Origin of the sequence: Mesorhizobium sp. XAP4 (assembly GCF_029269325.1) — a bacterium.
In the GTDB taxonomy this organism is placed as follows: domain Bacteria; phylum Pseudomonadota; class Alphaproteobacteria; order Rhizobiales; family Rhizobiaceae; genus Mesorhizobium; species Mesorhizobium ciceri.
Map to the genome: position 1 here is coordinate 576,916 of NZ_JARIXW010000003.1, position 25,077 is coordinate 601,992.

General features: G+C 63.5%; 25 protein-coding genes and 1 pseudogene. 18 read left to right on the forward strand and 8 right to left on the reverse strand.

Annotation, left to right across the window (positions count from 1 at the left end; genetic code table 11):
• Nucleotides 1–35: 35 nt before the first annotated feature.
• The gene (locus tag P3C39_RS16195) at nt 36–383 is read left to right on the forward strand and encodes a DUF1491 family protein (RefSeq protein ID WP_013532655.1); all 348 of its coding nucleotides are present in this window, start codon (nt 36–38) and stop codon (nt 381–383) included.
• Here P3C39_RS16195 and P3C39_RS16200 read toward each other — a convergent pair.
• Nucleotides 361–1,395, reverse strand: coding sequence for a hypothetical protein (locus P3C39_RS16200; protein ID WP_224621111.1), 1,035 nt, complete (start codon nt 1,393–1,395; stop codon nt 361–363). The genes P3C39_RS16195 and P3C39_RS16200 overlap by 23 nt on opposite strands.
• Before the next feature lie 187 nt (nt 1,396–1,582).
• On the opposite strand from P3C39_RS16200, the gene P3C39_RS16205 reads away from it, so the two are divergent.
• On the forward strand, nt 1,583–1,771 hold the full coding sequence (locus tag P3C39_RS16205; RefSeq protein ID WP_013532653.1) for a hypothetical protein: 189 nt from the start codon (nt 1,583–1,585) through the stop codon (nt 1,769–1,771).
• Between the two features lie 139 nt (nt 1,772–1,910).
• On the opposite strand, the gene P3C39_RS16210 is transcribed toward P3C39_RS16205, so the two are convergent.
• The 5 genes from P3C39_RS16210 to P3C39_RS16230 form a co-directional block, all read right to left on the reverse strand.
• Nucleotides 1,911–2,480 carry a DUF1254 domain-containing protein gene (locus tag P3C39_RS16210; RefSeq protein WP_224674121.1) on the reverse strand — a complete coding sequence of 190 codons (570 nt, stop codon included), beginning with the start codon at nt 2,478–2,480 and terminating at the stop codon, nt 1,911–1,913.
• A complete protein-coding gene (locus P3C39_RS16215; protein WP_063171733.1) occupies nt 2,473–3,057 on the reverse strand; it encodes a DUF1214 domain-containing protein in 585 nt (194 codons plus the stop codon). The genes P3C39_RS16210 and P3C39_RS16215 overlap by 8 nt, the downstream gene beginning before the upstream one ends.
• 163 nt (nt 3,058–3,220) lie before the next feature.
• Nucleotides 3,221–5,374, reverse strand: coding sequence for a penicillin-binding protein 1A (locus P3C39_RS16220; protein WP_063171734.1), 2,154 nt, complete (start codon nt 5,372–5,374; stop codon nt 3,221–3,223).
• 150 nt (nt 5,375–5,524) lie between these two features.
• Nucleotides 5,525–6,457 carry a dimethylarginine dimethylaminohydrolase family protein gene (locus P3C39_RS16225; RefSeq protein ID WP_013532649.1) on the reverse strand — a complete coding sequence of 311 codons (933 nt, stop codon included), beginning with the start codon at nt 6,455–6,457 and terminating at the stop codon, nt 5,525–5,527.
• Nucleotides 6,454–8,073 carry an amidohydrolase gene (locus tag P3C39_RS16230; protein WP_275953680.1) on the reverse strand — a complete coding sequence of 540 codons (1,620 nt, stop codon included), beginning with the start codon at nt 8,071–8,073 and terminating at the stop codon, nt 6,454–6,456. Before P3C39_RS16230 ends, P3C39_RS16225 begins: the two co-directional genes overlap by 4 nt.
• Before the next feature lie 84 nt (nt 8,074–8,157).
• Between P3C39_RS16230 and P3C39_RS16235 the strand changes: the two genes are divergently transcribed.
• The 5 genes from P3C39_RS16235 (at nt 8,158) to P3C39_RS16255 (ending at nt 13,112) form a co-directional block, all read left to right on the forward strand.
• Nucleotides 8,158–9,054, forward strand: coding sequence for a LysR substrate-binding domain-containing protein (locus tag P3C39_RS16235; RefSeq protein WP_013532647.1), 897 nt, complete (start codon nt 8,158–8,160; stop codon nt 9,052–9,054).
• Between the two features lie 120 nt (nt 9,055–9,174).
• Nucleotides 9,175–10,269: an ABC transporter ATP-binding protein gene (locus P3C39_RS16240; protein WP_127385415.1), complete on the forward strand. Its 1,095-nt coding sequence runs from the start codon at nt 9,175–9,177 to the stop codon at nt 10,267–10,269.
• A 67-nt stretch (nt 10,270–10,336) separates the two neighbouring features.
• Entirely contained in the window at nt 10,337–11,452 is a 1,116-nt protein-coding gene (locus tag P3C39_RS16245) for an ABC transporter substrate-binding protein (RefSeq protein WP_027162977.1), read from the forward strand.
• 23 nt (nt 11,453–11,475) lie between these two features.
• Complete coding sequence (locus P3C39_RS16250) at nt 11,476–12,309, forward strand: ABC transporter permease (RefSeq protein WP_013532644.1); 834 nt, start codon at nt 11,476–11,478, stop codon at nt 12,307–12,309.
• A complete protein-coding gene (locus P3C39_RS16255) occupies nt 12,309–13,112 on the forward strand; it encodes an ABC transporter permease (RefSeq protein WP_027162976.1) in 804 nt (267 codons plus the stop codon). The genes P3C39_RS16250 and P3C39_RS16255 overlap by 1 nt, the downstream gene beginning before the upstream one ends.
• Here the strand turns inward: P3C39_RS16255 and P3C39_RS16260 are convergent.
• Entirely contained in the window at nt 13,109–13,897 is a 789-nt protein-coding gene (locus tag P3C39_RS16260) for a fumarylacetoacetate hydrolase family protein (protein WP_275953679.1), read from the reverse strand. The genes P3C39_RS16255 and P3C39_RS16260 overlap by 4 nt on opposite strands.
• Before the next feature lie 293 nt (nt 13,898–14,190).
• Here P3C39_RS16260 and P3C39_RS16265 point away from each other — a divergent pair, with 293 nt between their 5' ends.
• From P3C39_RS16265 to P3C39_RS16305, 9 genes are all read left to right on the forward strand, one after another.
• Nucleotides 14,191–14,598, forward strand: coding sequence for a DUF3168 domain-containing protein (locus P3C39_RS16265; protein WP_064993409.1), 408 nt, complete (start codon nt 14,191–14,193; stop codon nt 14,596–14,598).
• 175 nt (nt 14,599–14,773) lie between these two features.
• The gene (locus P3C39_RS16270) at nt 14,774–15,076 is read left to right on the forward strand and encodes a hypothetical protein (RefSeq protein ID WP_013532640.1); all 303 of its coding nucleotides are present in this window, start codon (nt 14,774–14,776) and stop codon (nt 15,074–15,076) included.
• Nucleotides 15,077–15,195: 119 nt separating this feature from the next.
• The gene (locus P3C39_RS16275; RefSeq protein ID WP_013532639.1) at nt 15,196–15,861 is read left to right on the forward strand and encodes a response regulator transcription factor; all 666 of its coding nucleotides are present in this window, start codon (nt 15,196–15,198) and stop codon (nt 15,859–15,861) included.
• Entirely contained in the window at nt 15,845–17,278 is a 1,434-nt protein-coding gene (locus tag P3C39_RS16280) for an ATP-binding protein (RefSeq protein WP_024505287.1), read from the forward strand. The genes P3C39_RS16275 and P3C39_RS16280 overlap by 17 nt, the downstream gene beginning before the upstream one ends.
• A 184-nt stretch (nt 17,279–17,462) precedes the next feature.
• Nucleotides 17,463–17,900, forward strand: a complete 438-nt coding sequence (locus P3C39_RS16285; protein WP_013532637.1) for a hypothetical protein — start codon at nt 17,463–17,465, stop codon at nt 17,898–17,900.
• A 93-nt stretch (nt 17,901–17,993) separates the two neighbouring features.
• Nucleotides 17,994–19,133: a c-type cytochrome biogenesis protein CcmI gene (gene ccmI / locus P3C39_RS16290; RefSeq protein WP_024505286.1), complete on the forward strand. Its 1,140-nt coding sequence runs from the start codon at nt 17,994–17,996 to the stop codon at nt 19,131–19,133.
• Nucleotides 19,134–19,141: 8 nt separating this feature from the next.
• Entirely contained in the window at nt 19,142–19,585 is a 444-nt protein-coding gene (gene ccmE, locus P3C39_RS16295; protein ID WP_013532635.1) for a cytochrome c maturation protein CcmE, read from the forward strand.
• Between the two features lie 32 nt (nt 19,586–19,617).
• Nucleotides 19,618–21,609, forward strand: coding sequence for a heme lyase CcmF/NrfE family subunit (locus tag P3C39_RS16300; RefSeq protein ID WP_024505285.1), 1,992 nt, complete (start codon nt 19,618–19,620; stop codon nt 21,607–21,609).
• Entirely contained in the window at nt 21,606–22,070 is a 465-nt protein-coding gene (locus P3C39_RS16305; RefSeq protein ID WP_275953678.1) for a cytochrome c-type biogenesis protein, read from the forward strand. The genes P3C39_RS16300 and P3C39_RS16305 overlap by 4 nt, the downstream gene beginning before the upstream one ends.
• Here P3C39_RS16305 and P3C39_RS32920 read toward each other — a convergent pair.
• Nucleotides 22,067–22,290: pseudogene (locus tag P3C39_RS32920) on the reverse strand (type II toxin-antitoxin system RelE/ParE family toxin); the annotation flags it as partial. The gene P3C39_RS16305 and the pseudogene P3C39_RS32920 sit on opposite strands and share 4 nt — an antisense overlap.
• Before the next feature lie 206 nt (nt 22,291–22,496).
• Between P3C39_RS32920 and P3C39_RS16310 the strand changes: the two are divergent.
• Entirely contained in the window at nt 22,497–24,050 is a 1,554-nt protein-coding gene (locus P3C39_RS16310; RefSeq protein WP_013532632.1) for a Do family serine endopeptidase, read from the forward strand.
• Between the two features lie 350 nt (nt 24,051–24,400).
• On the forward strand, nt 24,401–25,075 hold the full coding sequence (locus P3C39_RS16315; protein ID WP_023812818.1) for a response regulator transcription factor: 675 nt from the start codon (nt 24,401–24,403) through the stop codon (nt 25,073–25,075).
• Nucleotides 25,076–25,077: the final 2 nt, after the last annotated feature.

The window sequence follows — 25,077 nt, forward strand, 5'->3', positions numbered from 1 at the left end:
ATCGATAGAGAACCGGCAGTTTCGGGAGCTCTCTCATGCGCGTCACATCGGATCTGTGGGTTTCGGCCCTGTTGCGCCGGATTTTCGGCGCCGGTGGATTTGCCGCCGTGGTCAAGCGTGGCGCGACCGAGGCCGGCGCTGTGTTCGTGCTGGCGCGGGGCAGGCTGGGTGAGGTTGCCCTGTTCGGGCCGGCGCCGCAGACAAGCTATGATTCGGCCAAGCCCGACGACCGGTTTTTCACTCTGCTCGGAGCTGGTGACGATCCCGCGGTGCTCGAAGCCAGGCTGGAACGGGAGAAAAAATTCGATCCCGACATCTGGGTGGTCGAAATCGAGGCCGGTGCCGTGCCCGTCGAGGAGCTTATTTCCGTGAAGACGCCCTGAGGCCGGAAGAAGCCGCCGCATCGTCGCTGTTCGAAGCGGTGCGTGTATCGCTGTTGGCAGGTGCTGCGCCGCGAACCACCCTTGAAAGGATTTCCGCTCTCCACGACCGCATCTTGTCCTGGGCCGCCTCGCGATGCAGCAGCCGGTAGCGGTCGAGGAAAGTCCGGATAGCCTGCGGGTGCGGGAACTGGCTGGGATAGACGGCAACCGTGACCAGGAAGGCCCTGTCTTCGCTGAGGTCGAGCGAGCGCAAGGCGACAAGCAGCGAGGCATAATTCTGGTTGGCGGTGAGCGATCGCGCGATCTCGAAATCGATGTCGAGTGCATCGGCGAGCGCGGTCTGGAAGAACGCGGCGTTTCCCGTCAGCGCTGTCTCGCGCAATTTCATATAGGTATCGGCGCCCTTGAAAGGCTCGGCGGTCGCTGTCTTCTCGTCGCCGGTGCGCATCATCGAGCGCAGCCTGCGCCGTGCATTCTCGGCCGCGATGCCGAGTGTCTGTTCCCGGGCTGGCTCGCCGGAGGCGGTATCCGCGCTCGCTGGCGCGATCTTGTCTGCCCCAGCGGCGTTCGCATCCGGGTCCGGCGCGCGCACCAGGGTTGGCCTCTCGAGGGCCCTGATCAGGTCAGCAATGGTCGGGTTCAAGCCCTTGCGGCGCGCAATGGCACGCGCATGCGGCAGGCCATGTCGCCCGATCAGGGCGATGAGATCGATGTCGCTGACGGCGCGTGAGCGGATGAGCAGCGGCGCGGCAATGTCAACCGGTTCCTCGCAAAGACGGCGCACCAGGGCAGCGGGTGCGTATTCGCATTCGGAAAGGGCGGCTGCCACGTAACGGCGGGATTCGACGGACACGTCATTGAACAGCGGCAGCGTCAGGTCTTCGAGCTGGCCGATCTCGCGGCGTGAAGGGCGGGTGAGCGAGCAGAACGCCGACACCGCGGCGCGGAAGAGCCTTTCGGCCTTTCCCGAGTCTTTTCGTACCGCGATTTGCCTGAAGTCCGAAGATGACACGAAGGATACGCCCGTACTCGACACAAGCTTGGCGCGCTCCACCGGGACTATGTCGGTTTCGCGAACGCCAAGAACAAAGATCAAGTTAGCGACGATCCGTTAGCGTTCCGTTAACCCTCTGCCGGCCTTAATGACATTTGGAGGCGTTGCGTTGTGCTCCGGGGAAACCGAGAGGAATGCGCGAACCATGGGCATGGTACTGTCTTTCGTGCCGCGTACGGCACCAAACACCAGAGCAAAGCAAACCGCCGAAATGCCGGCGGCGGTGATCATCTTTCCCGGCATCCGCTATGAGCGGTCGCATGCCGGCGAAGTGCGGCCGGTCGATCCCGACAAGACGGGGTCGCCAGGGACGAAGCCGGTCCCGCACCACTGAGTTTCGGCGGCCACGGACCTTTGGTCCGGGATCATGTCTAGTGCATGTCGCCCAAAAGTGACCTCGGTTTTGGAGAACGACATGCATGAAAACAAAGACCTAAAGCGGGTCGTCTGAATCCGTTCAGACGCGTCACGCTCTAGAAGTCCTGCAACTCACAGGAACTCTGTTCGAAGAAGCGCGACACGATCGGCTTCCAGCTGCTGTCGGGGACGAAGGCACGGATGACGAAGATGCCTTCCTCGATCGGCGCTTCGACGAAGATCGCCCCCTGAAGATCCTCTGGAAGGTCCTTGCGCACGTCGATCATCTGCGCCGGGGTCAGCACCACGGCATCCAGAACGCCGCCGGTCGCTGTGTGGTCGTTGAAGGAATAGATGTTGTGGCCGCTGCGGTCATAGACCGACACCGACCAGAACGGGACATGTCCAGGTGCCTTGACGCGGACCAAACCTTCGCCCAGGTCGAACCGGCAGGCCGTCGCATAAAACAGCGGATCGACGGATTTCACCACGGGCGCGCCACCGGCCTCGGCATCGAGCCGCGTCATCTTGTAGAGGTCCGACGCCATTGACAGCCGCGACCAGGCATCGCGCTCGGAAAACTCAGGCACCAGCAGCAGCACGGCGATGTGCACGATGCCGGCACCGAGCAAGCCGAGCAGGACGGCATGCAGAAGTCCGCGCGTCGCAGCGTAAAAACTACGCATTGCAGCCGACCTTGACGATCCGCGGCAGCGAGACGTCCGACAGGCCCGTGCTGCTGGCGATTGGCGTGTCGTAGAAGGTCAGCACGAAATACATCCTGCCGAAGCCGTCTGTCAGCAGCCAATTGCCGGGCATCGGGTGATGGCCGGCGGAAATGATCACCGAATTGTCGGGCTGGCGCACCACCCCGTAGGATTGCAGCGCCGCCAGCCGTGATTTGCCGGTCTCGACCACGCTGAGCGACTGGTCGGCGGCGTAGAGCGTCCAGAACCGCGCCGTCGGAAATCCGCCCTCGATGGTGTAGGTGCATTCGCGCTTGAGCTCGGCGCCGCCCGTGTCTCGCTCGGCGACGAAGGACAGCCCCTCGGCACGGCCGAGTGCAAGCACGCCCTCGCGCGCCACGCGAGCCTTGGAATAAGGATCGGCGGACGGCGTGCCGATATCGGGAAAGGCTGTCCATTGACCGATCCGGATGGCGCCGACGCCATCCTGGACTTTCAGCGCATACCAGACGCTGCCGCCACCGCCGATGATGGCTATGGCAAGCGAAAGCAACGTCAGGAAGGCAGTTTTGAGCATGAAGGGCCGGGGACACCGAAGAGTTGCCGCTCGGGGATATCGCGGCGCAGGGCCTTGTGGCAAGCGGGCCGATGTAGAATTGCAGCCGCCTCTTCCTTCTCCCCCTGCGGGAGACGGTGGCCGAGCGAAGCTCGGTCGGATGAGGGGTGTTCCAGGCGCGCCATCACAGCGCCGACAGCGTCTCCGGCGGTTGAGGCGTATTGAGGACGGGCGCCGACTGGAACAGGCTGGTCATGTCCCGCAGCGTCTGCGTCGTGCGGCTGGACAGCACCGGCGGCCGTTCGGCGGCTGCATCGGCCACCGCCTGCGCGTCGCTCTTCTTCTGTGCTTCCTCGGCTTTGGCAGCGATCTCCTCGTCGATGAAGGGCTTGTCGATGCCCGGGATCGGCTTGAGGTCGATGTTCTGGTGCGCATAGACCATCAGGCGCTGCCATACCATCGCAGGCAGCGAGCCGCCGGTCATGTTCTTGGTCGGCGTGAAATCGTCATTGCCCATCCATACCGCCGCCGTGTAGTTGCCGGTGAAGCCGACGAACCAGGCGTCGCGGTAGGATTGCGTCGTGCCCGTCTTGCCGGCGACGACGATGTTGGGAAGTTGGGCCCGCCGCGCCGTGCCCATTACCGGTACTGCCGCCAGCATGGTGTTCATCGATTTCAGCGCCTGCTCCGACAACACCCGGTGTGGCGGCGGCGCATCCTTGGCGAAATCATAAACCACCTCGCCGGTGCGGGTGACGAGTTGGCTGATGCCGTGCCGGAAGCCGACGAAACCGTTGTCGGCGAACACGCTGTAGCCCGTCGCCTGGTCCATCACCGTCATGCCCGAGGTGCCCAGCACCATCGTCTTGTGCGCTTCGAGCGGCGATTCTACGCCCATCGCCTCGGCCATGGCCTTGATCGGCCCGATGCCAAGGTGATCCTTGGCCAGCCGAACCGGCACGGTGTTGATCGATTTGGCCATAGCCATGATCAGAGTTACATTGCCCGCCGATCCGCCGCTGTAATTGTGCGGCGACCAGGACCCCCAGCTGATCGGGCCGCCGGAGATGATGGAGTTGGGCGTGAAGCCGTGTTCCATCGCCGTTGCATAGACATAGGGTTTGAATGACGAGCCGGTCTGGCGCAGCGCCTTGGTGGCGCGGTTGAACTGGCTGGCGCCATAGTCGCGGCCGCCGACGATGGCGCGCACGGCGCCGTTGGTCTCGATGACGACGACGGCACCTTCGGTGACGTTGTACTCCTTGCCGAACTGGCGCAGGTGGAACTCCACCGATTCTTCCGCTGCCTTCTGGATGTTCGCGTCGAAGGTGGTGTGGGCAACAAGCGAGTGCTGGCCCGGTTTGGCGATCTTCTTGACCTCGTCGAATGCCCAGTCGAGGTAATAGTCCGGACTTTTCTGCTCGCCGCGGTCGACGACGTCGGCCGGATGCAGCCTTGCCTGCAGAACCTGCCCCTCGGTCATGAAGCCGGAATCGACAAGGTTGGACAGCACCACATTGGCGCGTGCGCGCGCTGCCGGCAGGTTGATGTGCGGCGCATATTTGGTGGGCGCCTTGAACAGCCCGGCCAGCATCGCCGCCTCGGCGAGGTTCAGATCCTTGACGCTCTTGCCGAAATAGAAATCGGCGGCCGCCTCGATGCCGAACGTACCGCCCCCCATGTAGGCGCGGTCGAGATAGAGCTGCAGGATTTCCTTCTTCGACAGATTGGCCTCGAGCCACAGCGACAGGAAGGCTTCCTTGATCTTGCGCTCCAGCGTGCGCTCATTGGTGAGGAACAGGTTCTTGGCCAGCTGCTGGGTTATGCTCGAGCCGCCCTGAACGACGGAATTGGCCCGCACATTCTCGAAGATGGCGCGGGAAAGGCCGAGCACATCGATGCCGTAGTGATCGAAGAAGCGGCGATCCTCGGTAGCAAGCACCGCCTTGATGACGTGATCGGGCATCTCGTCGACCGGCACGGAATCGCGCTGGATGATGCCGCGCTGGCCGATCTCGTTGCCATAGCGGTCGAGGAAGGTGACGGCGAAGTCGCCCTGGGCGCGCCAGTCGCCGGCCGTATCCTGGAAAGCCGGAATGGCCAGCGCCAGCATCACCACGATGCCGCCGGCGCCGAGCGTAAAACCTTCGCTCAACACTTCGATGATGCCACGGCGCCAGCCGTTGACGCGGAAGCGCCGCGAGAAGATCGTCGCCGATTCCCAGAACTGGCGCGCCTTGAAGCCGATCTCGTAGAGCGAGGAATCGATCCACGCGTCGAGCGCCAGCAGCCGGGCGGCGATCGGACCTCTTCTCTTGCGCGGTTCGGGACTGGCCATTCGGAATCCGGCTAGCAATTGCACGACCTGAGTACCGCAAACCGGCAATTTCAGGGCGATGCATTCCGCAAGACTATTCCTCCATTTTTCCAGCACTCACAAGGGCAGCGAAGACACAGTATCGGGTTTGTTGCTGAGGGGCGAGCCGGCTCAGGCCGGTTCGCGCTTCAGCGCCTGCGCCATGCAGTGGATGCCGCCGCCGGTCTTCGAAATCTCGCTCATGTCGACGGCCGCGACCTCGAAACCGCGGGCCTTGAGCTGGCCGATCAGCGACTGGCTGGAGGTCGGCGCGATCACCCGGTCCTTGCCCAGCGACATGAAGTTGCAGCCGAGCGCCATCGTGTCCTGGAACGGCACGTCGATGATCTCGTGGCCTTTGCCCTTCAGCCAGTCGACAATGCCGGGCTCGGTGCAGGCAAGGCAGACGGCGGTCAGTTTTTCGGCGATCGGCACCACCATCAGGTCGATATGGACGTAATATTCGTCGATGAAAGCGATGCGGGTTTCCCAGCCTTCCTTGTCGAACCAGGCCTGCACCTGGCGCGCACCTTCCTCCTGCGTGCGCGCGCCGCCGCAGCCTATCAGCACGACGCCATCCTCGATGACGTTGAAGTCGCCGCCCTCGAACGTACCAGCCGTGACCATGTCGTAGATCGGGATGCCGAGTTTTTCATAGGTGCGGATCGCGGCATAGTTCTCGCCGCGCCGCCACCAGTTGGCCATGGCGGTGATGAAGGCGCCGTAGGGCGTCATGACGCTGGAATCGCGGGAATAGACCTGCATCGGCAGCTCGGGCGTCGGCTCGTGCCAGTGGATGTTGACGCCGAAATGCTCGTAGGCGGCGACCAGGTCCTTGTGCTGTGCTTGTGCGATCTGCACGTTGCAGGGCGCCTCGCGCAGGTGCTTGCGCGACAGCGAACTGGTCGACAGATGACGCAAGAAATTGGGCGAGCCGAGCAGGACGTCGGTCAGCACGTCGGTCTCGTTGGCAAAACCCCAGGCGGTCAGCGGCTTGGTGCCGCCGGCGGGGTTGCGGCGCTGCAGCGAAAACGGCTCGGCGACAATGCGGTCATGAACGGTCATGGGATGCTCCTCGTGAGGTGACTTGGGGGTGTCTGATTGCTCGGTATCCACCAGTCGCGTCCACGCGGGGTGGTGACATATTCTGGCCAGCGAAACCCGATCGGCGGCTCGTAGTCGCAAAGCGGTGCGATCCAGTTCGAACCGCCGATGCCGCCGCCGGTGCGGGTAACGAACTCGTCCATCGCCGCCTCGCGGGCAGTCTGGTCTTCCAGCAGGCGAAGGGCGGCAAGCGCAATCGTGCGGGAGGCGCAGGCCACCATCGGGTCGATCGTGGCCGAAATACCGCCCAGCGCATTCATCACCCAGGCTGGATAGGGATAGCCGGTCTCCGAACGCAGCGCCGGGCGGGCGACATAGAAGCGCGCCGTCGGCGTGTGCCAGCTCATGTCGGTGTAATCGTCGGAGGTCGAATTGACCTGCGAGGGCGGCAGGTCGCAGCGCAGGATCGCTTCCGCCGCCTGCGGCTCGATCAGGCGCTCCAGCTCTTCGATGAACGGCTCGTCGCTCGCCATGCGCCCGGCATTGACCTGCATTTCGCGCGCGACTGCCTTGGCGTCTTCGTCCCAGCGCGGCGGCCCGACCGTCGACAGCGCTTCATAGGCGATCTCGGCCATGGCATGATTGGCAAGTCCCGGTCGTGACTTCGACACCCAATGCCGCTCGGTGCGGCAACCACTCATCGCTGCCGCCGCCTCGGCATTGCGGTCGAGCACCGCGGTGACCTGCTCGGCCATGGCAAGCGTCGGCACGCGGATCATGTACTGGATCTCGGCCAGCCCCGCCGGCAAATTGTCGGCGGTCGCTTGCCCCGCCGTCAGGATCGCCTCGCTGATCGACCAGCCGCCCTGGTGAGGCAGCATGGAATCGCGCAGAGCCTTGGAGGCCATGTACATCATCATCAATGCGTCGTTGGCGCCGGGCGCGCGCGCCGCCGAATGTGCTTGCGGAATGGGTGCAGCGCCCGCAGCCAGCGCCCAGCGCTCCGGTTGGTCGCAGATGAAGCGATAGATCATCGCGTAGGCCGCGCCGCAATGCGTGTCCCAGCGCGCCGTGTTGCAGAGCGGCAGCATGTAGAACGGATGAAAGGAGATCATGCCGGCAAGGCCGTCATAATAGCCCTTGGCGGCATGGATCGGCTTTGACCCACGCACCTTTTCCGCCGGCTCGCCGGTGAAGCGCAGCGTGCCTGATATGCCGTGGCGCTGCATCGCGGCCTTGGTCGCCAGCAGCCCGCCGAGGCTCGAAATACCCAGCCCGGAATGCGGGTCGGTGTGGCCGCCGGCCTGATTGCCAAGTCCCCGGCGCGGACGCTCGACCGTAGCGGCATCCTGGCAATTGCCGGGCACCGCGTCGTATTCGGCGTACATGCCGATGGTCGGGCCGGGGCCGTTGGTCCAATGCGCGCAGAAGGCGGTCGGCATGCCGCCGGAGCCTTCTTCGACAGAAAAGCCTTCGAGTTTCAGTCGCTCGACATACCAGGCGGCGGATTGATATTCCCGCCACGCGGTCTCGCCGTAATCGAAGATGATGCGTGTCCACGCGGACAACAACGGCTGGATGCCGTCGAGACAGGCAAGGGCGGTTGCTTGCGCCGAGGTGGCCACCGGTTTCTCCATGGCATGAGAAGAAAGCAGTGAAGCGGTTCGCTAAAAAGTGATATGTTTTCCCGGTTCGTGCAAATTCGGTTCACCTGAGGCTCCTTGCGTATACCATCCACACAAGCGCTGCGTGCGCTCGACAGCTTCGCCCGCCATGGCAGCGTCTGGCGCGCCGCCGACGAGTTGCACCTGACCCGCAGCGCCGTGAGCCATCAGCTTCGTCTGCTGGAGCGCGATCTCGGCTTCGACCTGCTCGAACGCATCGGCAAGGGCGTGGCGCTGACGCCGCGCGGCCAGCGCTACGCCAGCGACGTGCGCAAGGCGCTCACCGTTTTGGGCGATGCGGTGACGCGGGACGCCGGCACCGGCGTCGGCGGCTCGTTCGCCGTCAGTTGCACGCCCGGCTTCGCCTCGCTGTTCTTGTGCACCCATATCGGCGAGTTCCGGCAGATGTATCCTGACGTGGCGCTGCGCATCCTGACGCCGCGCCGGCTCGACGATGTCAGCAACGCAGATGCCGATGCCTTCATTGCGTTTGGTGTCGGCAATTGGCCGAACCGGGCGGTCGAGCCGCTCTGCGAAATCTCGTTCACGCCGCTCTGCAGCCCGACGCTGCTCAACAAGGTCGGCGGTTTTTCCCGGCCGTCGGACGTGCTTCGCGCCAACCTGCTGCATCTCGACGACACCGAGGATTGGGCGCGCTGGCTGGCGCTGTCCAAGGTGGAAAACCCCGACATCGAGGGTGGCATCTTCTTTTCGGACATGAACCTGGTCTTTTCGGCGGCGATTGCCGGCCAGGGCATCGCCATGGGCGACGAACTGACCAGCCGGCGGGCGCTGAGCGAGGGCCGGCTGGTCAGGCCGTTCGACATCGCGATCAAGTCGCCGCGCTCCTATTTCCTGGTCTCCGAACACGCCAAGGCTTCGCATCCGGTGCTGGAAGCGTTCGCGGGATGGCTGCGGTCGAAACTCCAGGAGAACCGCATTCTGCCGTATTGAGGGCAAGGCGGCGCCATCTCGCCATAGATGAATGGAATTTGCCGATCACGCGAAAACTATTCGGTTGCGATGAGCCGGCACCCTGCCTACGATTTCGACAAGCGTTAGGGAAAGGGCAGTATGCAGCAACCCGGCCGTGCCGCAGAGATCAAGGCAATCGGGATCGGCAAGAGCTTCGGCTCGTTCCGTGCGCTGGACAATCTGTCGCTCAATATCGGCCGTGGCGAGTTCCTGACCCTGCTCGGGCCGTCGGGTTCGGGCAAGACCACCTTCCTGATGATCCTTGCGGGCTTCGTGCAGCCGACCGAGGGCAAGCTGTTCAGCGACGGCGTCGACATCACCGACCGACCGGCAGAGCAACGGGCCGCCGGCATGGTGTTCCAGGGCTACGCGCTGTTCCCGCATATGAGCGTCGAAGCCAACATCGCCTTCCCACTCAAGGTGCGCAAGAAACCGGCCGCCGACATCAAGCGCCGTGTCGGCGAGATGATCGAGCGCGTCGGTCTCAAGGGCCACGAGAAGAAACTGCCGGCGCAACTGTCGGGCGGCCAGCAGCAGCGCGTGGCGCTGGCCCGTGCGCTGGTGTTCGAACCTGGCGTGCTGTTGCTCGATGAGCCGTTCTCGGCGCTCGACAAGAGCCTGCGCGGCCAGATGCAGGCCGAGATGAAGCGGCTGCACCAGGAAACCGGAACCACTTTCGTCTTCGTCACCCACGACCAGAGCGAGGCGCTGGCGCTGTCGTCGCGCGTTGCCATCTTCAACCACGGCAAACTGCTGCAGGTCGGAGCGCCCGACGAAGTCTACGACCGGCCGGACAACCGCTTCGTCGCCGAGTTCCTCGGCGAAATCAACATGCTGCCGCTGAAGGGCGTCAAGCCTGCCGGCAATGGCTCGACCGGCCTTTGCGAAGACCGCGCGGTCAGCATGGGCTGCAAGGCCGAACTCGTGCGCGGCGATGCCATCCTGGCGATCCGGCCCGAATACATGTCGATATCGGGCGAGGCGGCGGATGGCGAGAATGGCATCGCCGCTACCGCCACCAACTCCACCTATCTGGGCGCTGCAACGCGGCTCGACCTGACGACACGGCAAGGCGCCAAGGTTACCGTGTCGGTGCCGAACGAGGTGGCGGCCGCAGCGCTCAGCAAGGGCAATTCCGTCTGGCTCACCTGGCCGGCGGAAAAGGGTTTCCTCCTTCCGCATGGAGGGCAATGACGACGGTGTGGCGAGATACCGCTCCACCGCTTTCCGGCACTATCAACAACAAAAAAGGGGAACTGACATGACACATGACACCAAAAAACAAGCCGTCGAGAGCCTGTCCGCCAGGGCAGGTCGCGGCGAGATCTCGCGCCGGCAGTTCACACAGCTGGCGGCACTCGTGCTGGCCGGCACGCCGATGCTACTGCGCTCGACAGGTGCCTTTGCGCAGGCCAAGGAACTGGTGCTGGTCAACTGGGGTGGCGATGCCATCACCGCCTATGATGCCGCCTATGGCCAGGCCTTCACCAAGGACACCGGCATCGCCGTCAAGATGGACGGTTCGGGTCCGACTGAAGGCGCCATCGCCGCGCAGTTCAAGAGCGGCGCGCCGACCTGGGATCTCGTCGACGTGGACCCCTTCTCGGCCATCACGCTCGGCGCCCAAGGGGCTCTCGAGCCGATCGATTACAACATCGTCGACAAGAAGAAGATGCGGCCCGGCTTTGGTTGGGAATACGCCGCCTCGACCTATTTCTTCTCCTATGTCATCGCCTATGATTCCGAGAAGTACGGCAAGGACGCGCCGACCGGCATGGCCGATTTCTTCGACGTGAAGAAATTCCCCGGCAAGCGCTCGCTCTACAAATGGGGCGTATCGAGCTGGGAAGCAGCACTTCTGGCCGATGGCATCGCGCCGGCGTCGCTCTACCCGCTCGACCTCAAGCGCGCCCATGACAAGATCGCCGCGTTCAAGGAAAACGTCGTTGCCTATTGGGGTGGCGGCGCCGAAAGCCAGAGCGTGCTGCTCAATGGCGAGGCCTCGATGGCGATCGTCTGGTCGACGCGCGCTTCGCTGATCGAGCAGGATTCGGGCGGCAAGATCAAGTTCATCTGGGACCAGGGACTGATCTCGCCCGGTGCGCTGGCCGTGCTCAAGAACAACCCCGGCGGCAAGGACGCTGCGATGAAGTTCATCGCCAGTGCCCAGGACCCTGAAAAGCAGTTGGTCATGTTCGACAAGCTCGGCCAAGGTCCTGCAAACCCGGCGGCAGACGCGCTGATCACGGCCGACAAGAAGCGCATCAACCCGGTCGATCCCGAGAACATGAAGAAGCAGATCGCGCTCGACATGGACTGGTACGCCAAGAACTACGGGCCGGCGCTCGACGAATACACCAAGATCATCTCGGCCTGATCAGGGCCGGGGTAATCGGGTCAATGAGATCCTATCTCTCCGACAGGATGGGCGCGGCGCTGTTGATGGCGCCGCTGCTCCTGTTTCTTGTCCTGGCCTATGCCTGGCCGTTCCTTGGCGTCGTCAAATGGAGTTTTACGCTGCCGACGCCCGGCCTCGGCCAATATGAGGCGCTGCTCACTGACGATCTGGTGCAGTCGGTGTTCATCCGCACGCTGCGCATCGCGGCGGTCGTCACCGTGGTTTCGGTGGCCGCTGCCTACGCCATCACCGTCGTCTGGGTGCGTGGAACCCCGGCACAGCGCCTGATCGCCGAGTTCTGCATTCTCGTTCCCTTCTGGATTTCCGTGCTGACCCGTGCCTTCGGCTGGGTGGCGCTGCTCTCCAATCGCGGCCTGATCAACACGTGGCTGCAGGCGATCGGCTTCATCTCCGAACCGCTGGCGTTGGTGCGCAACGAATTCGGCGTCATCGTCGGCATGACGCACTTCCTCATTCCTTTCGCCGTTTTTCCGCTGGCATCGGCCATGCGCAGCCTCGACGACCGCGTGCTCCTGGCGGCGCGCGGGCTCGGCTCCAGCCGCATGCGCACCTTCTGGACGGTGTTCGTGCCGATGACGCGCTCCGGCATCATAGGCGCGGCGATGATCGTTTTCGTCTTCTCGCTCGGCTTCTTCGTCACGCCAGCGATCCTTGGCGGCGGCCGCAGCGTCATGATTGCCGAGCTGATCTATCTCAGGATATTCCAGAGCCCGGACTGGGGCTTGGGTGCAGCGATCAGCGTCGTGCTGGTGCTGTTCGTCGGCGCGCTGATGGCGCTCTTGTTCCGATATGTCAGACCGAAGCAGTTGATCTGATGCCGACCTACCGCCCCGGTCCCGTCTCGCTGATCATCGCCGCCTTCGTGGCGCTGTTCCTGCTGATGCCGCTGCTCGCCGTCATCCCGGTGTCGCTGACGCCGAGCCGCATGCTGGCCATGCCGTCGGGCGAACTGTCGCTGCGCCATTACCGGGCGCTGATCGAGGACCCGCGCTGGCTCCAATCGATCCTGCTCTCGATCCGCATCGGTGTCGTCAGCAGCGCCTTTTCAACTGTGCTGGCGCTGTGCTTCAGCCTTGGCGTCTGGATGTTCCAGCCGCGCTTCACCGCGGCCCTGGTCGGCTTCGTGCTGCTGCCGATGGTGGTGCCGCCGGTGGTCTCGGCGATCACGCTCTACTTCTTGCTCACCTCGATCTCGGGTTTCAGCGCGTTCTTCGGCTACGACACCTGGCTTGGCGTCGCCATGGCCCATTCGGTGATGACCGTGCCCTTCGCCACGGTGCTGATGCTGGTCTCTCTCAGCCAGCTCGACCGCCGCATCGACCTTGCCGCGCGGGGCTTAGGGGCCACTGTGTGGGAGCGCGCCACCCGCATCATCATGCCCAACATCAAGTTCGGCATCGTCACCGCCGCACTTCTCTCCTTCGTGCTGTCCTGGGAAGAAATCGGCGTCACTTTGTTCATCACCTCTGTCAACGCCATCACGCTGCCGCGGCTCATGTGGATGGGCTTGCGCGACAACATCGACCCGGCGATCGCGGCATTGTCGGTGATCCTGATCATCATCACCGTGCTGGTGCTGGCGGTGCGCAGTTTCGTGGCCAGGCAGCGCGGAGCCTAGACAAACCTCACCGAGACGCTGCCAAACCTGCCTAGATCGCCGATGACTTCGTCGCCTGCCTCGACGCTTATCGGTGTCACGCAGGTGCCGGTAATCACCACCTGTCCCGGCTGAAGCGCTATGCCCAGGCCCGACAGTTCATTGACGATCCAGGTAAGCGCGATGCGAGGATCGCCCAATACGGCTGCTCCCGATCCGCTATGTTGCGACCTTCCGGAAACGGACGCGATCACGGGGTGCTTTGCAAGATCCACGTCGTGCCAGTCGTCTTCCGCCGCCTCGCCGATGACAAACAGGTTGGCGCAGGCATTGTCCGCAATGAGCTGCGGCGCCCCGACGGCGCAGAAATTGTCATACCGTGAGTCCGGGATTTCGATCGCCGGGTGCAAGCTCGCCACGGCTTCCATCGCCTCGGCGACTTCATAGGGTACCGCACGAGGCGGCAGCTCGCGGCCGAAACGGAAAGCGAACTCGATCTCGGCCACGCGCATCTTGCTCGTCGCCAGGGAAACGGTCCCGCCGATCTCCACCGCTTTCTCGGCCAGGAGACGTCCGGCCATGGGGCCGTCGACGTTGATGTGCCTTTGTCCCGCCAGACTGGTCGCGGCAATCTTCCAGCCGAAAAGCGGAGCCGCCGAGCGATCCATGACATGCGACTGGATAGCGTAACCTTCGAGCCGTGTTTGTGGGCGCAACGCCTCGGGTATGGCGTCGAGACGGGTGCCCTTGTCCCAGTGGCCTACCAACAACCGCGACGCAGCCCTGGTCTTTTCTGCATCGAGCATCATCAGCTTCCGAAATTGCTTCGCGGATCAAAAACGGCAAGGAAACATTGCGTCATGCGACGCTGTATGGAGCGAGAATATGTGACCAGGAATCGAGAGTCCATGTTCACGGCGTGGTGCCCGCGACGGTGGTCTTGGCAAAGCCGCCCTTTCGAGATCATCGGCATCCATCATTCCGATGACGAATCGCCATCGCCTCTGCGCGTCGAATGGCTATATCTGTCAGAACACGCAGAACGCGGACAGCTTCCGAAAAGCAACAGTCGGCAGCGCAGGAACCGGAGGAAAAGACGATGACCGCGCCAGGCGATTTACAGCAGGCACTGTTTCTCAGGCTGAAAAGCGATCCATCGCTGTCGGCCTTGTTGGGCGGCGCCGGACTGCTCGAACGGCCAGCCGACAACGCCGCTTTTCCGTACGTGACCTGCGGCCATACCTCCGCTTTCGACTGGGATACGGGCATCGAGAACACCGACGATCAGTTGATTACGCTGCATGTCTGGTCGAAAGCCCATGGTGATGCCGAAACGCTAGCCATCATGGCCGCCATCCAGGCGCGCCTTGCCGACGCAGCATTGGTGATCGGCCCTCGCGGCCAGACACGACTGTCGCTGGAATTTGCCGAAGCCCGCCATGACGAGGATCTGCTCGTGCATCACGGGCTGCTGCGTTTTCGCGCGATGACGCAGGAAAATGCCTGATGCGCTTTCAATATGGTCAAAACGGAGTCTAGACTGGACTTTCGCGGGATTTCGCCTGTTCGAGGCGGTGAAATTCCAGGTTGACTGTCTCGCGTTGCAGGGGTGTGACGAGGATGTTTGCAGCGGCGTTCACCGTTCATTTCACGTTCAGCACCGATGCGTTACAACGCCGGTCATGAAAACGCTTCGCTCCCACTTCCGAACCGCGACACTGGCGCTTTGTGCTGCCGGGCTGTTTGCGTCGCAGGCGATGGCGATGCCGGTCATCGCGCCGCCCGACCTGGCCAGTCCGATCGTACTGGCGGCCTCCGATTGCTACGCCATCGGCCAACAGGTGGCCGAGCAGAATGGCGGAACGCTGGCCAAGGCCTCGCAATCGACGCGCGGCGGTCAGCCTGTCTGTGTCATTGTCGTGCTCGTTCCGGGCAAGGACGGACAACGTCCGCGCCGTTCCGAGATAGTCGTTCCGCTGAACTGATCCAATCAATCTTAGGCCACGTTTCCCAGGCCGCCGGAATCGGCCTATATCTGCCCCAGTTTTCAATCCTACAAAGCTCTTCCATCCGACAAAGCTCTTCAACAGGTATCGAACTCCGCATGCGTGTACTGGTCGTCGAAGATGACAAGGATCTCAATCGGCAGATATCGGATGCGCTGGTCGATGCCGGCTATGTCGTCGACCGCGCCTTCGACGGCGAGGAAGGCCATTTCCTCGGCGACACCGAGCCCTATGACGCGGTCGTGCTCGATATCGGCCTGCCGCAGATGGACGGCATCAGCGTGGTCGAGCGCTGGCGACGCGGCGGCCGCAAGATGCCGGTGCTGATCCTGACGGCGCGCGACCGCTGGAGCGACAAGGTTTCCGGCATCGATGCCGGCGCCGACGACTACGTCACCAAGCCGTTCCACATCGAGGAGGTGCTGGCGAGGCTGCGGGCTCTGATCCGGCGCGCTGCCGGCCATGCCTCGTCCGAGCTGACCTGCGGACCGCTGCGCCTCGACACCAAGGCCTCCAAGGCCGATGTCGGCGGAGTGCCGCTGAAGCTGACGTCGCATGAATTCCGCCTGCTTGCCTATCTGATGCACCATATGGGCGAGGTCGTCTCGCGGACCGAACTGGTCGAGCATCTCTACGATCAGGATTTCGACCGCGATTCCAACACCATCGAGGTGTTTGTCGGGCGGCTGCGCAAGAAGATGGGCATCGACATGATCGAAACCGTGCGCGGCATGGGCTACCGCATGCGTGAGCCGGAGGCGTAACTCGGAACCGCTCAAACCAACCGCAAGGACGCCGCTTTCGCTGCGTTTGTGGCCGCGTTCGCTGACGTTCCGCGTCATCGCCTTTTCCACGGTCTGGGCGATCGTGACGCTCGTTGTCATCTTCACCTTGATCACCACCCTATACCGCCAGGCCAGCGAGCGCGGCTTCGACAGCCTGCTTTCGGCGCATTTGTTCAACCTGATCGGTTCGATCGGCATCTCCGACAGCGGTGCGCTGACCGGCGCGCCAGATCTCGGCGACCTCCGGTTCTCGGAGCCGAATTCGGGCTGGTACTGGTCGGTTGAGCCCGCTTCGGAAGGCGTGCATGGCGATCTCCATTCGTCGTCGATGACCACGACGATCCCGTCACCGAGCGTTGCCGAGGTGCCGTTCAACGCGAGCTTCCAGCGCAGCTACGCAGCCGAAGGCATCGACGGCGAGCAGCTCGAAGTGTTCGAGAGCGAATTCGTCCTCGACGCCAAGAACCGCGCCGCGCGTTTCCGCGTCATGGGCAACCAGAGCGAACTCGAACAGGAAATCGCCACCTTTCAGCGCCGCCTGCTGACCTATCTCAGCCTGTTCGGCGTCGGCATGATCGCCATCAACGCGATCGCAATCCTGCTCGGCCTGCAGCCGCTGCGCCGGGTCAGGAACGCGCTCGCCATGGTGCGCGAAGGCACCGCCCAGAGGCTCGACGGCCGCTTCCCGGCCGAGATCGAACCGCTTGCCAACGAAACCAATGCGCTGATCGAAAACAACAGGCGCATCGTCGAGCGGTCGCGAACACAGGTCGGCAATCTCGCCCATTCGCTGAAGACGCCGCTGGCGGTACTGCTCAACGAGGGCCGCGCGCTCGGCGGCGCCAAGGGGCAGTTGATCGCCGAACAGGCGGCTTCCATGCAGAAGCAGGTCGAACACTATCTCCAGCGCGCCCGCGTCGCGGCACAACGCGACAGCGTCGTCTACCGCACGCCGGTGACGCCGCTGGTGCAGCGCATGGTGCGGGTTCTGCGGAAGCTCAATCCGCAGACAAATCTGTCGCTGTCGCTGCCGGCGGCCGAGATCGTCTTCGCCGGCGAGCGTGAGGACCTTGAGGAACTGCTGGGCAATCTCCTTGAAAACGCGATGAAATGGGCAAAGAGCGCGGTGCAGGTCTCGATCGTGCCCTTGACCGGCAAGGACGACCCGGCCGGCCTGTTCGAGATCGGCATAGAGGATGACGGTCCGGGCATTCCCGAGGACAAGGCGCGCGAGGCGCTGAAGCGCGGACGGCGTCTGGACGAGACAAAGCCCGGAACAGGTCTGGGCCTGGCCATTGTCGCAGACCTCGTCAACGAGTATGGAGGCGTTCTGGCGCTCGAACGGTCCGGTATGGGCGGATTGAAGGCGGTGGTGCGATTGCGGAGCCTTCAGTGATGTTCACCAGAGCCGATCGACATAGAGGGGCGGGAGATGTTGTTGGCGGCATGTCCATTGGTCCCGCAGCGGCCAGCGGCCAAATTTCCGACAAATATCAATACTATGGCCACGCCGACTTCTCGATGACGCGGCCCCCGGCGCATCCATGGCAGGCTCCAACTCAAGAAAACCGGTTGTTGGCATGAAGATTCGCGTCGCGCTTGTTTCCGCATTGCTGGCTGTTTCCGGCTGCACCACCTTGAGCGGCAAGGGTCCAACCGTGGCAGCGACACCGGCCTCGACACCTCCTTCCAGCGGCAAGGTGACCACGACGATCATTTCGGCGATGGGCGGCGGCCTCATCAGCGGGGCGATCGGCAACGGCCTCAGCGAGACCGAGAAGCGCAGCGCGCTCGAGGCTGAGTACAAAGCTCTGGAATACACGACCAGCGGCCAGAAGGTGACGTGGAAAGGCGCCCAGGCTTCGCGCTACGGCGAGGTGGTTCCGGCCCAGCCCTACCGCGTCGGTTCGCAGGACTGCCGCCAGTACACGCAGACGGTGTTTTCCGGCGGCGCCGGAGTCACGGCGCGCGGAACCGCTTGCCGCAACGCCGATGGCAGCTGGACGCCGCTGACCTGACGACCGTCTGCCGACGATTGGCGGCTGGCGTCGTCAAAGCGTCGCAGCATGCATCTGTTGGCACGGCAGAGCTCTGCCGTTATTGGAAGAACCATGCTGTTCTGGGTCATAGCCGCCATTCTCACGCTGGGTGCAAGCCTGGCGGTGCTGTTGCCGCTGGCCGCCAGCGCGAAGGGCGCGTCGTCGAGCGGCGAACATGATCTCGAAGTCTATCGCGACCAACTGTCCGAGCTTGACCGCGACGCCGCGCGTGGCTTGATCCAGCCGGCCGAAGCGGCCGAAGCCCGCGCCGAGATCGCTCGCCGCATCCTTCGCCTTGACAATGCGGGTACCGCCGGCGGCGCAAACGCGGGCCGAGCGCCGGCCACCGCAAGGCTGGTGGCGACCGTAGCCGTGCTGGCGGTGCCGCTGGTCAGTTGGGGGCTCTATGTCAAGCTTGGCTCTCCCGACCTGCCGTCACAACCGCTCAGCGAGCGGTTGGCCAAGAATCCCGCCGACAGTTCGGTCGACGAACTGGTGGCGCGGGCCGAAGCCCATCTGGCCGCCAATCCCACCGATGGCAGGGGCTGGGACGTGCTTGCACCGGTCTATCTGCGCATGCAGCGCTTTTCCGACGCGGCGGATGCCTATCGCAACGCCATTCGGCTTGATGGCGACAGCGCCGTTCGCCAGGCCGGTCTCGGAGAGGCGATCGCCGGCGCGGCAGGCGGCATTGTCTCGGCCGATGCCCAGGATGCTTTCGAGGCAGCCCTGAAGCTCGATCCGGCCAATGCGAAGGCCAGTTTCTACCTGGCCATGGCGTTGGCGCAGGAGGGTCGCGCCAAGGAAGCGACCACGGCATGGCAGGCGATGCTGGGCAGATTGCCGCCGGACTCGCCATGGCGCGGTGCCGTCGAGCAGGCGCTGGCCAAGTCCGGCAACCCCGAAGTGGCTTCCGGCGGCGCCGCCAACGGCCCCGATGCCGGCGATATCGACGCCGCATCCTCGATGTCGCCGCAGGATCGGGAAGCCATGATCAACACCATGGTTGCCGGCCTTGACGACAAACTGCGGCAAAATCCGCACGACCCGGAAGGATGGATGCGGCTCGTTCGTTCCTATGTCGTGCTTGGCAAGGCCGATCAGGCGCGTGAGGCGCTCGGTCGCGCCATTGCCGTCTTTGGGGCCGACAGTGACCAGGCGAAGAAGTTCACCGCCTTTGCCGCTTCGCTTGGGCTTGCGGCGACGGAGTAGAACAAGACATGACGCGCAAGCAGAAACGATTGTCGGTGATCGCGGGCGGCCTGGTCTTCCTGGGTGCCGCGACCGGGCTGACTTTCTACGCGCTTGGCCAGAAGGCCTCTTATTTCTACATGCCGGCCGATCTCACCACGGCAAGCGTCCAGCCTGGCCAGCGCATCCGGTTGGGTGGATTGGTCGAAAAAGGCACGATCCAGCGCGGGCAGGGGGCCACGGTCGGCTTTTCGGTCACCGACACGCACAAATCGGTCAAGGTCACCTACACCGGCATCCTGCCCGACCTTTTCCGCGAAGAGCAGGGCGTCATCACCGAGGGTAGTTTCGGCCCGGACGGGGTTTTTGTTGCCGATAGCGTGCTGGCCAAGCATGATGAGCGCTATATGCCCAAGGAGGTTGCGGACGGCCTCAAGGCCAAGGGCGTGTGGCAGGAGAGCAAGAGTGAATAGCTCCGGCAGGAGAGCGACAGTGGATCACGGGCATGGTTGAAACCGGACATTTCGCCCTCGTCCTGGCGTTTGCGCTTTCGCTGGTGCAGACGCTCGTGCCGCTGTTTGGCGCACGCCTGAACAACCAGCGCCTGATGGCCGTCGGCGGTCCGGTCGCGGTGACCGGCTTCGCCTTGACGGCGCTGTCTTTCGCAGCGCTGGCGAGTGCCTATGCGAGCTCCGATTTCTCGGTGGCAAGCGTGTGGGAAAACTCGCATTCCTTGCAGCCGTTGATCTACAAGATCACCGGAACCTGGGGCAATCATGAAGGCTCGATGCTGCTTTGGGTGTTGATCCTGACCTTCTTCGGCGCACTCGTCGCCGCTTTCGGCTCCAACCTGCCGGCGACGCTGCGCGCCAATGTGCTTGCGGTGCAAGGCGCCATCGGCGCCGCCTTCTTCCTGTTCATTCTGGCGACGTCCAATCCGTTCATCCGGCTCAACCCGGCGCCGATCGAAGGCCGCGATCTCAACCCGATCCTGCAGGATCTCGGCCTCGCCATCCACCCGCCGTTCCTCTATCTCGGCTATGTCGGCTTCTCGATCTGTTTTTCCTTCTCGGTCGCCGCTCTCATCGAAGGCCGCATCGACGCGTCCTGGGCGCGCTGGGTGCGGCCGTGGACGCTGGTCGCCTGGATGTTCCTGACCGGCGGCATCGCCATGGGATCGTACTGGGCCTACTATGAACTTGGCTGGGGCGGTTTCTGGTTCTGGGATCCAGTCGAGAACGCGTCTTTCATGCCGTGGCTGGCGGGCACCGCGCTGCTCCATTCGGCCATTGTCATGGAAAAGCGCTCGGCGCTGAAGATCTGGACGCTGCTGCTCGCCATCCTGACCTTTTCGCTGTCGCTGCTCGGCACCTTCCTCGTGCGTTCGGGCGTGCTGACCTCGGTGCACGCCTTTGCCACCGATCCGACCCGGGGCGTGTTTATCCTGTGCATCCTGACGCTGTTTATCGGCGGCTCGCTGGCGCTGTTTGCGCTGCGCGCTTCCCGGTTGACGACCGGCGGCCTGTTCCACCCGATTTCCCGAGAAGGGGCACTCGTCCTCAACAATCTGTTCCTGACCACGGCGACGGCGACCGTGCTTGTCGGCACACTCTATCCGCTCGCCGTCGAAGCCTTTTCAGCCGACAAGATCTCGGTCGGCGCGCCGTTCTTCAATCTCACCTTCGGGCCGCTGATGGTGCCGCTGCTGCTCGTGGTTCCGTTCGGGCCGTTGCTGGCCTGGAAGCGCGGCGATGTCTTCGCCGTCGCGCAGCGCCTGATGGTGGCCTTTGCAGCGGCGCTGCTGGCGACGCTGGTCACCGCTCTGTTCATCGACGGCGCCTCGGTGTTCGCAGCCCTGGGCGTAGGCCTTGCCGTCTGGCTGATCCTTGGCGCGCTCACCGATCTCGCCGTCAAATCGGGCTTTCGGACCGTCGCAACGGGGATCATGGTCCGGCGCTTGCTCGGCTTGCCGCGTTCGGTCTTCGGCACAGCCTTCGCTCACCTCGGCCTCGGCCTGACCACGCTCGGCATCGTCGGCACACTTTGCTTCGGCACCGAGAAGATCCTGTCGATGCATGCCGGCGAGACCGTCGAACTGTCCGGCCATACGCTGCGTTTCGTCGGGCTTTATCCGGCCCAGGGACCGAATTACAGCGAGGATCGCGGCCGCTTCGAGCTGATCGGCGTCAGCGGTAGCCCTGTTGGCGAAATCAGCTCCGCCAAGCGGTTTTATCCGGTGCGGCAGATGACGACGACGGAATCCGGCATCAGGACGATCGGTTTCTCGCAGCTCTACATCTCGCTCGGCGACGAGGGCAAAGACGGTTCGGTCGTCGTGCGTTTGTGGTGGAAGCCGCTGGTGACGTTGATCTGGGGCGGTGGCCTGATGATGATGGCGGGCGCGGCGATGTCGCTGATGGACCGGCGCCTGCGCGTCGGCGCGCCGTCGCGACGGCGCAAGCAGGCGAGCGTGGTGCCATCCGCGACCCTGCCATGAACGCACGGCTTTCGCTGACCTCCATTATCCTGCTGCTGGCGCTGTTTTTTGCCGGCACGGCCTTGGCGGTGAAGCCTGACGAGATGCTGCCTGATCCTGCACTTGAGGCGCGGGCTCGGGCGCTTTCGGAAGGCTTGCGCTGCATGGTCTGCCAGAACCAGTCGATCGACGAATCCGATGCCGACCTTGCCCGCGACCTGCGCGTCCTCGTGCGTCAGCGCCTCGTCGCCGGCGACACTGACCAGCAGGTCATGGGCTACGTGGTTTCGCGCTATGGCGAGTTCGTGCTGCTCAAGCCGCGTTTCGACCTGCGCAATGCATTGCTGTGGGGCACGCCTGTCCTGCTGTTGCTGGTGGGAGGCGTTTTCATCGTGCTGACCGCGCGGTCGCGTCGCTCGCTGGCAACCAATGCGCTGACCACTGAGGAACAGGCGGCGCTGGACAAGATACTAGGCAATTAGCTCGGCCATTCTTCCGAGGGCCAGTCCCGCGACGTGTGAATGACGCGCAGGATAACGACGCTCTGACGGCCAGCGATCGGGCGCAACTCATAGGCAATGATGTGGTGTGGGGCAGGCGGCCGATGAACGTCTCATATGTGCCTGTTATTCGGCCTGGCCGGCCCGTCGCCATATCACCAAGGCCTCGGCCCATTTCACGAATACGATCCGCCAGGCGTGCTTGCTGTCATTTATGAAAGCCTTGTGCTGAGTTGTGTACAAGATAGCGCATAGGGCATCGCGGCCAACGGGTTTGTGCGTCTCCCGACCCCAAAACATTACCAAAGTTTCATGTGTCGGAAATGGCGCTGTAATGTGCGCCACTCTAATTCTCTTGCTTGAGGATGCCCATCAGCAGCGTCCATTTGGAAAGAGGATACGAGATCCATGAATATTGCCCCCCGTTCATATTCCGTCACCCGCAAGCGTCTCATGGCTGCCGTCGCGTCTGTCGCCGTGGCCGGTGCGATCGGCGTCGGTGCGCTGACCAGCGGAACCAGCCCTGTTCTGGCCGATGCCGTGCGCGTCGAGGCGCCGCAGGTACCGGGCTTCGCCGATGTCGTCGAGCGGGTTTCTCCCGCTGTTGTCAGCGTCAAGGTCAAGGCCAAGATCAGCCCGGCCGCCGATGACGGCTCCGACCCGTCCGACGATCAGGATGGCATGAACAACCTGCCCAACAATCCGCAACTGCGCCGCTTCTTCAAGGAATTCCGCGGCTTTGGTGATCAGGACGGCCAGGGTGGCGGCAACAGGCGCTTCAGCCATCGCGACCGCAACAACGACCAGCCGCGGCCGGTTGCACAAGGGTCCGGCTTCTTCATCTCGGATGACGGCTATCTCGTCACCAACAACCACGTCGTTTCGGAAGGCTCGGCCTTCACCGTGGTGATGAATGACGGCAAGGAACTCGACGCCAAGCTGATCGGCACCGACCCGCGCACCGATCTCGCCGTGCTCAAGGTCGATGGCGTCGGCAAGTTTACCTATGTCGACTTCGCCGATGACTCCAAGGTTCGCGTCGGCGACTGGGTGGTGGCCGTCGGCAATCCGTTCGGCCTTGGTGGCACCGTCACCGCCGGCATCGTCTCCGCCCGCGGCCGCGACATCGGCGCTGGCCCTTATGACGACTTCATCCAGATCGACGCATCGGTCAACCGCGGCAATTCGGGCGGCCCGACCTTCAACCTCAACGGCCAGGTCGTCGGCATCAACACCGCGATCTTCTCGCCGTCCGGCGGCAGCGTCGGCATCGCCTTCGACATTCCCGCTTCGACCGCCAAGCAGGTCGTTCAGGACCTGATGAAGAGCGGTTCCGTTCAGCGGGGCTGGCTCGGTGTGGAAATCCAGCCGGTCACCTCCGACATCGCTGAGTCGCTTGGTCTGAAGTCCAACAACGGCGCACTGGTTTCCAGTGCCCAGGACGATGGTCCCGGCAAGAAGGCGGGCATCACGGCCGGTGACGTGATCACCCAGGTCAACGGCAAGGACGTCGCTTCGCCGAAGGAACTGGCACGGCTGATCGGCGCCTACTCGCCTGGCAAGTCGGTTGACGTCACCGTGTGGCGCGACGGCAAGAGCCAGACGGTCAAGGTCGATCTCGGCAAACTGCCCTCGAGCGACAAGCAGGCCTCTGTCGACCAGTCGCAGCCTGCCGCTCCGGCAAAGCCCGACACGCTGGCCGATCTTGGCCTGACCGTCACCAAGTCCGAAAACGGCAAGGGGCTGGTGGTGACCGACGTCGATCCCGACAGCGATGCTGCCGATCGCGGCATCCAGCCGGGCGACGTCATCACATCGGTCAATTCGACCGAAGTGAACGGCACCGACGACGTCACCAAGGCGATGACCGAAGCGGTCAAATCCGGCCGCAAGGCGGTGCTGATGCAGATCACCCGCGACGACACCAATCGTTTCGTCGCGCTGCCCGTCGCCAAGGGCTGAGGTCGGCTCCGGAGCGTTCTCTCGGCCTTCCGAGGCGGGTGAGGGCGTTCCGGCGGCAAGTTGGACTTTTCCAGTGCGCCGGTTCAACACCCCCGAGCCGCCGTACGGGAAAGCATGGAGGAGCGCGCGTTAGTCAGTCATCGCGCCTTCCCCCGGCGGCAGCGGGCTTCCCATCGCCCGCTGCCGCACAATTTCAAAAGCGCTTCAACGATCCGATGCCAACGACATCGGCAGCGAGCAGCTTTATCGCGCACTGCTTCGAGCGATCTCGGTCGCGATGCGCTTTGGCAAAGGCCACAATGCAGATGTCTGCCACTCAACCTTCCGGCGAAATCGCGTATAACAGCCCTATGAAGATTCTCGTCATAGAAGACGATCGCGAGGCTGCGGATTACTTGCAGAAAGCCTTTGCCGAGGCCGGTCACACCGCGCATGTCGCCGGTGACGGCGAAACCGGCTTTGCGCTCGCCGACGCCGGCGACTACGACGTGATGGTGATCGACCGGATGATGCCGCGTCGCGACGGCCTGTCGGTCATTGCCGGTCTCAGGTCCAGGGGCAACACGACGCCGGTGCTGATCCTGTCGGCGCTCGGCGAGGTCGATGACCGGGTCACGGGTCTGCGCGCCGGCGGCGACGATTACCTGACAAAGCCCTATGCCTTCTCCGAGCTTCTCGCCCGCGTCGAGGTGCTGAACCGGCGCGCCAGTGCAAAGGAAGCGGAAACCGTCTACCGCGTCGGCGATCTCGAACTCGACAGGCTGTCGCATTCGGTCCGCCGTGCGTCACGCGAGATAACGCTGCAGCCGCGTGAGTTCCGCTTGCTCGAATATCTGATGCGGCATGCCGGCCAGGTGGTGACGCGCACCATGCTGCTGGAAAATGTCTGGGACTACCATTTCGATCCGCAGACCAATGTCATCGACGTCCATGTCTCCCGGCTGCGTGGCAAGATCGAGAAGGGCTTCGACAAGCCCATCCTGCATACGGTTCGCGGCGCCGGCTATATGCTGAAGAGTGGTTAGCT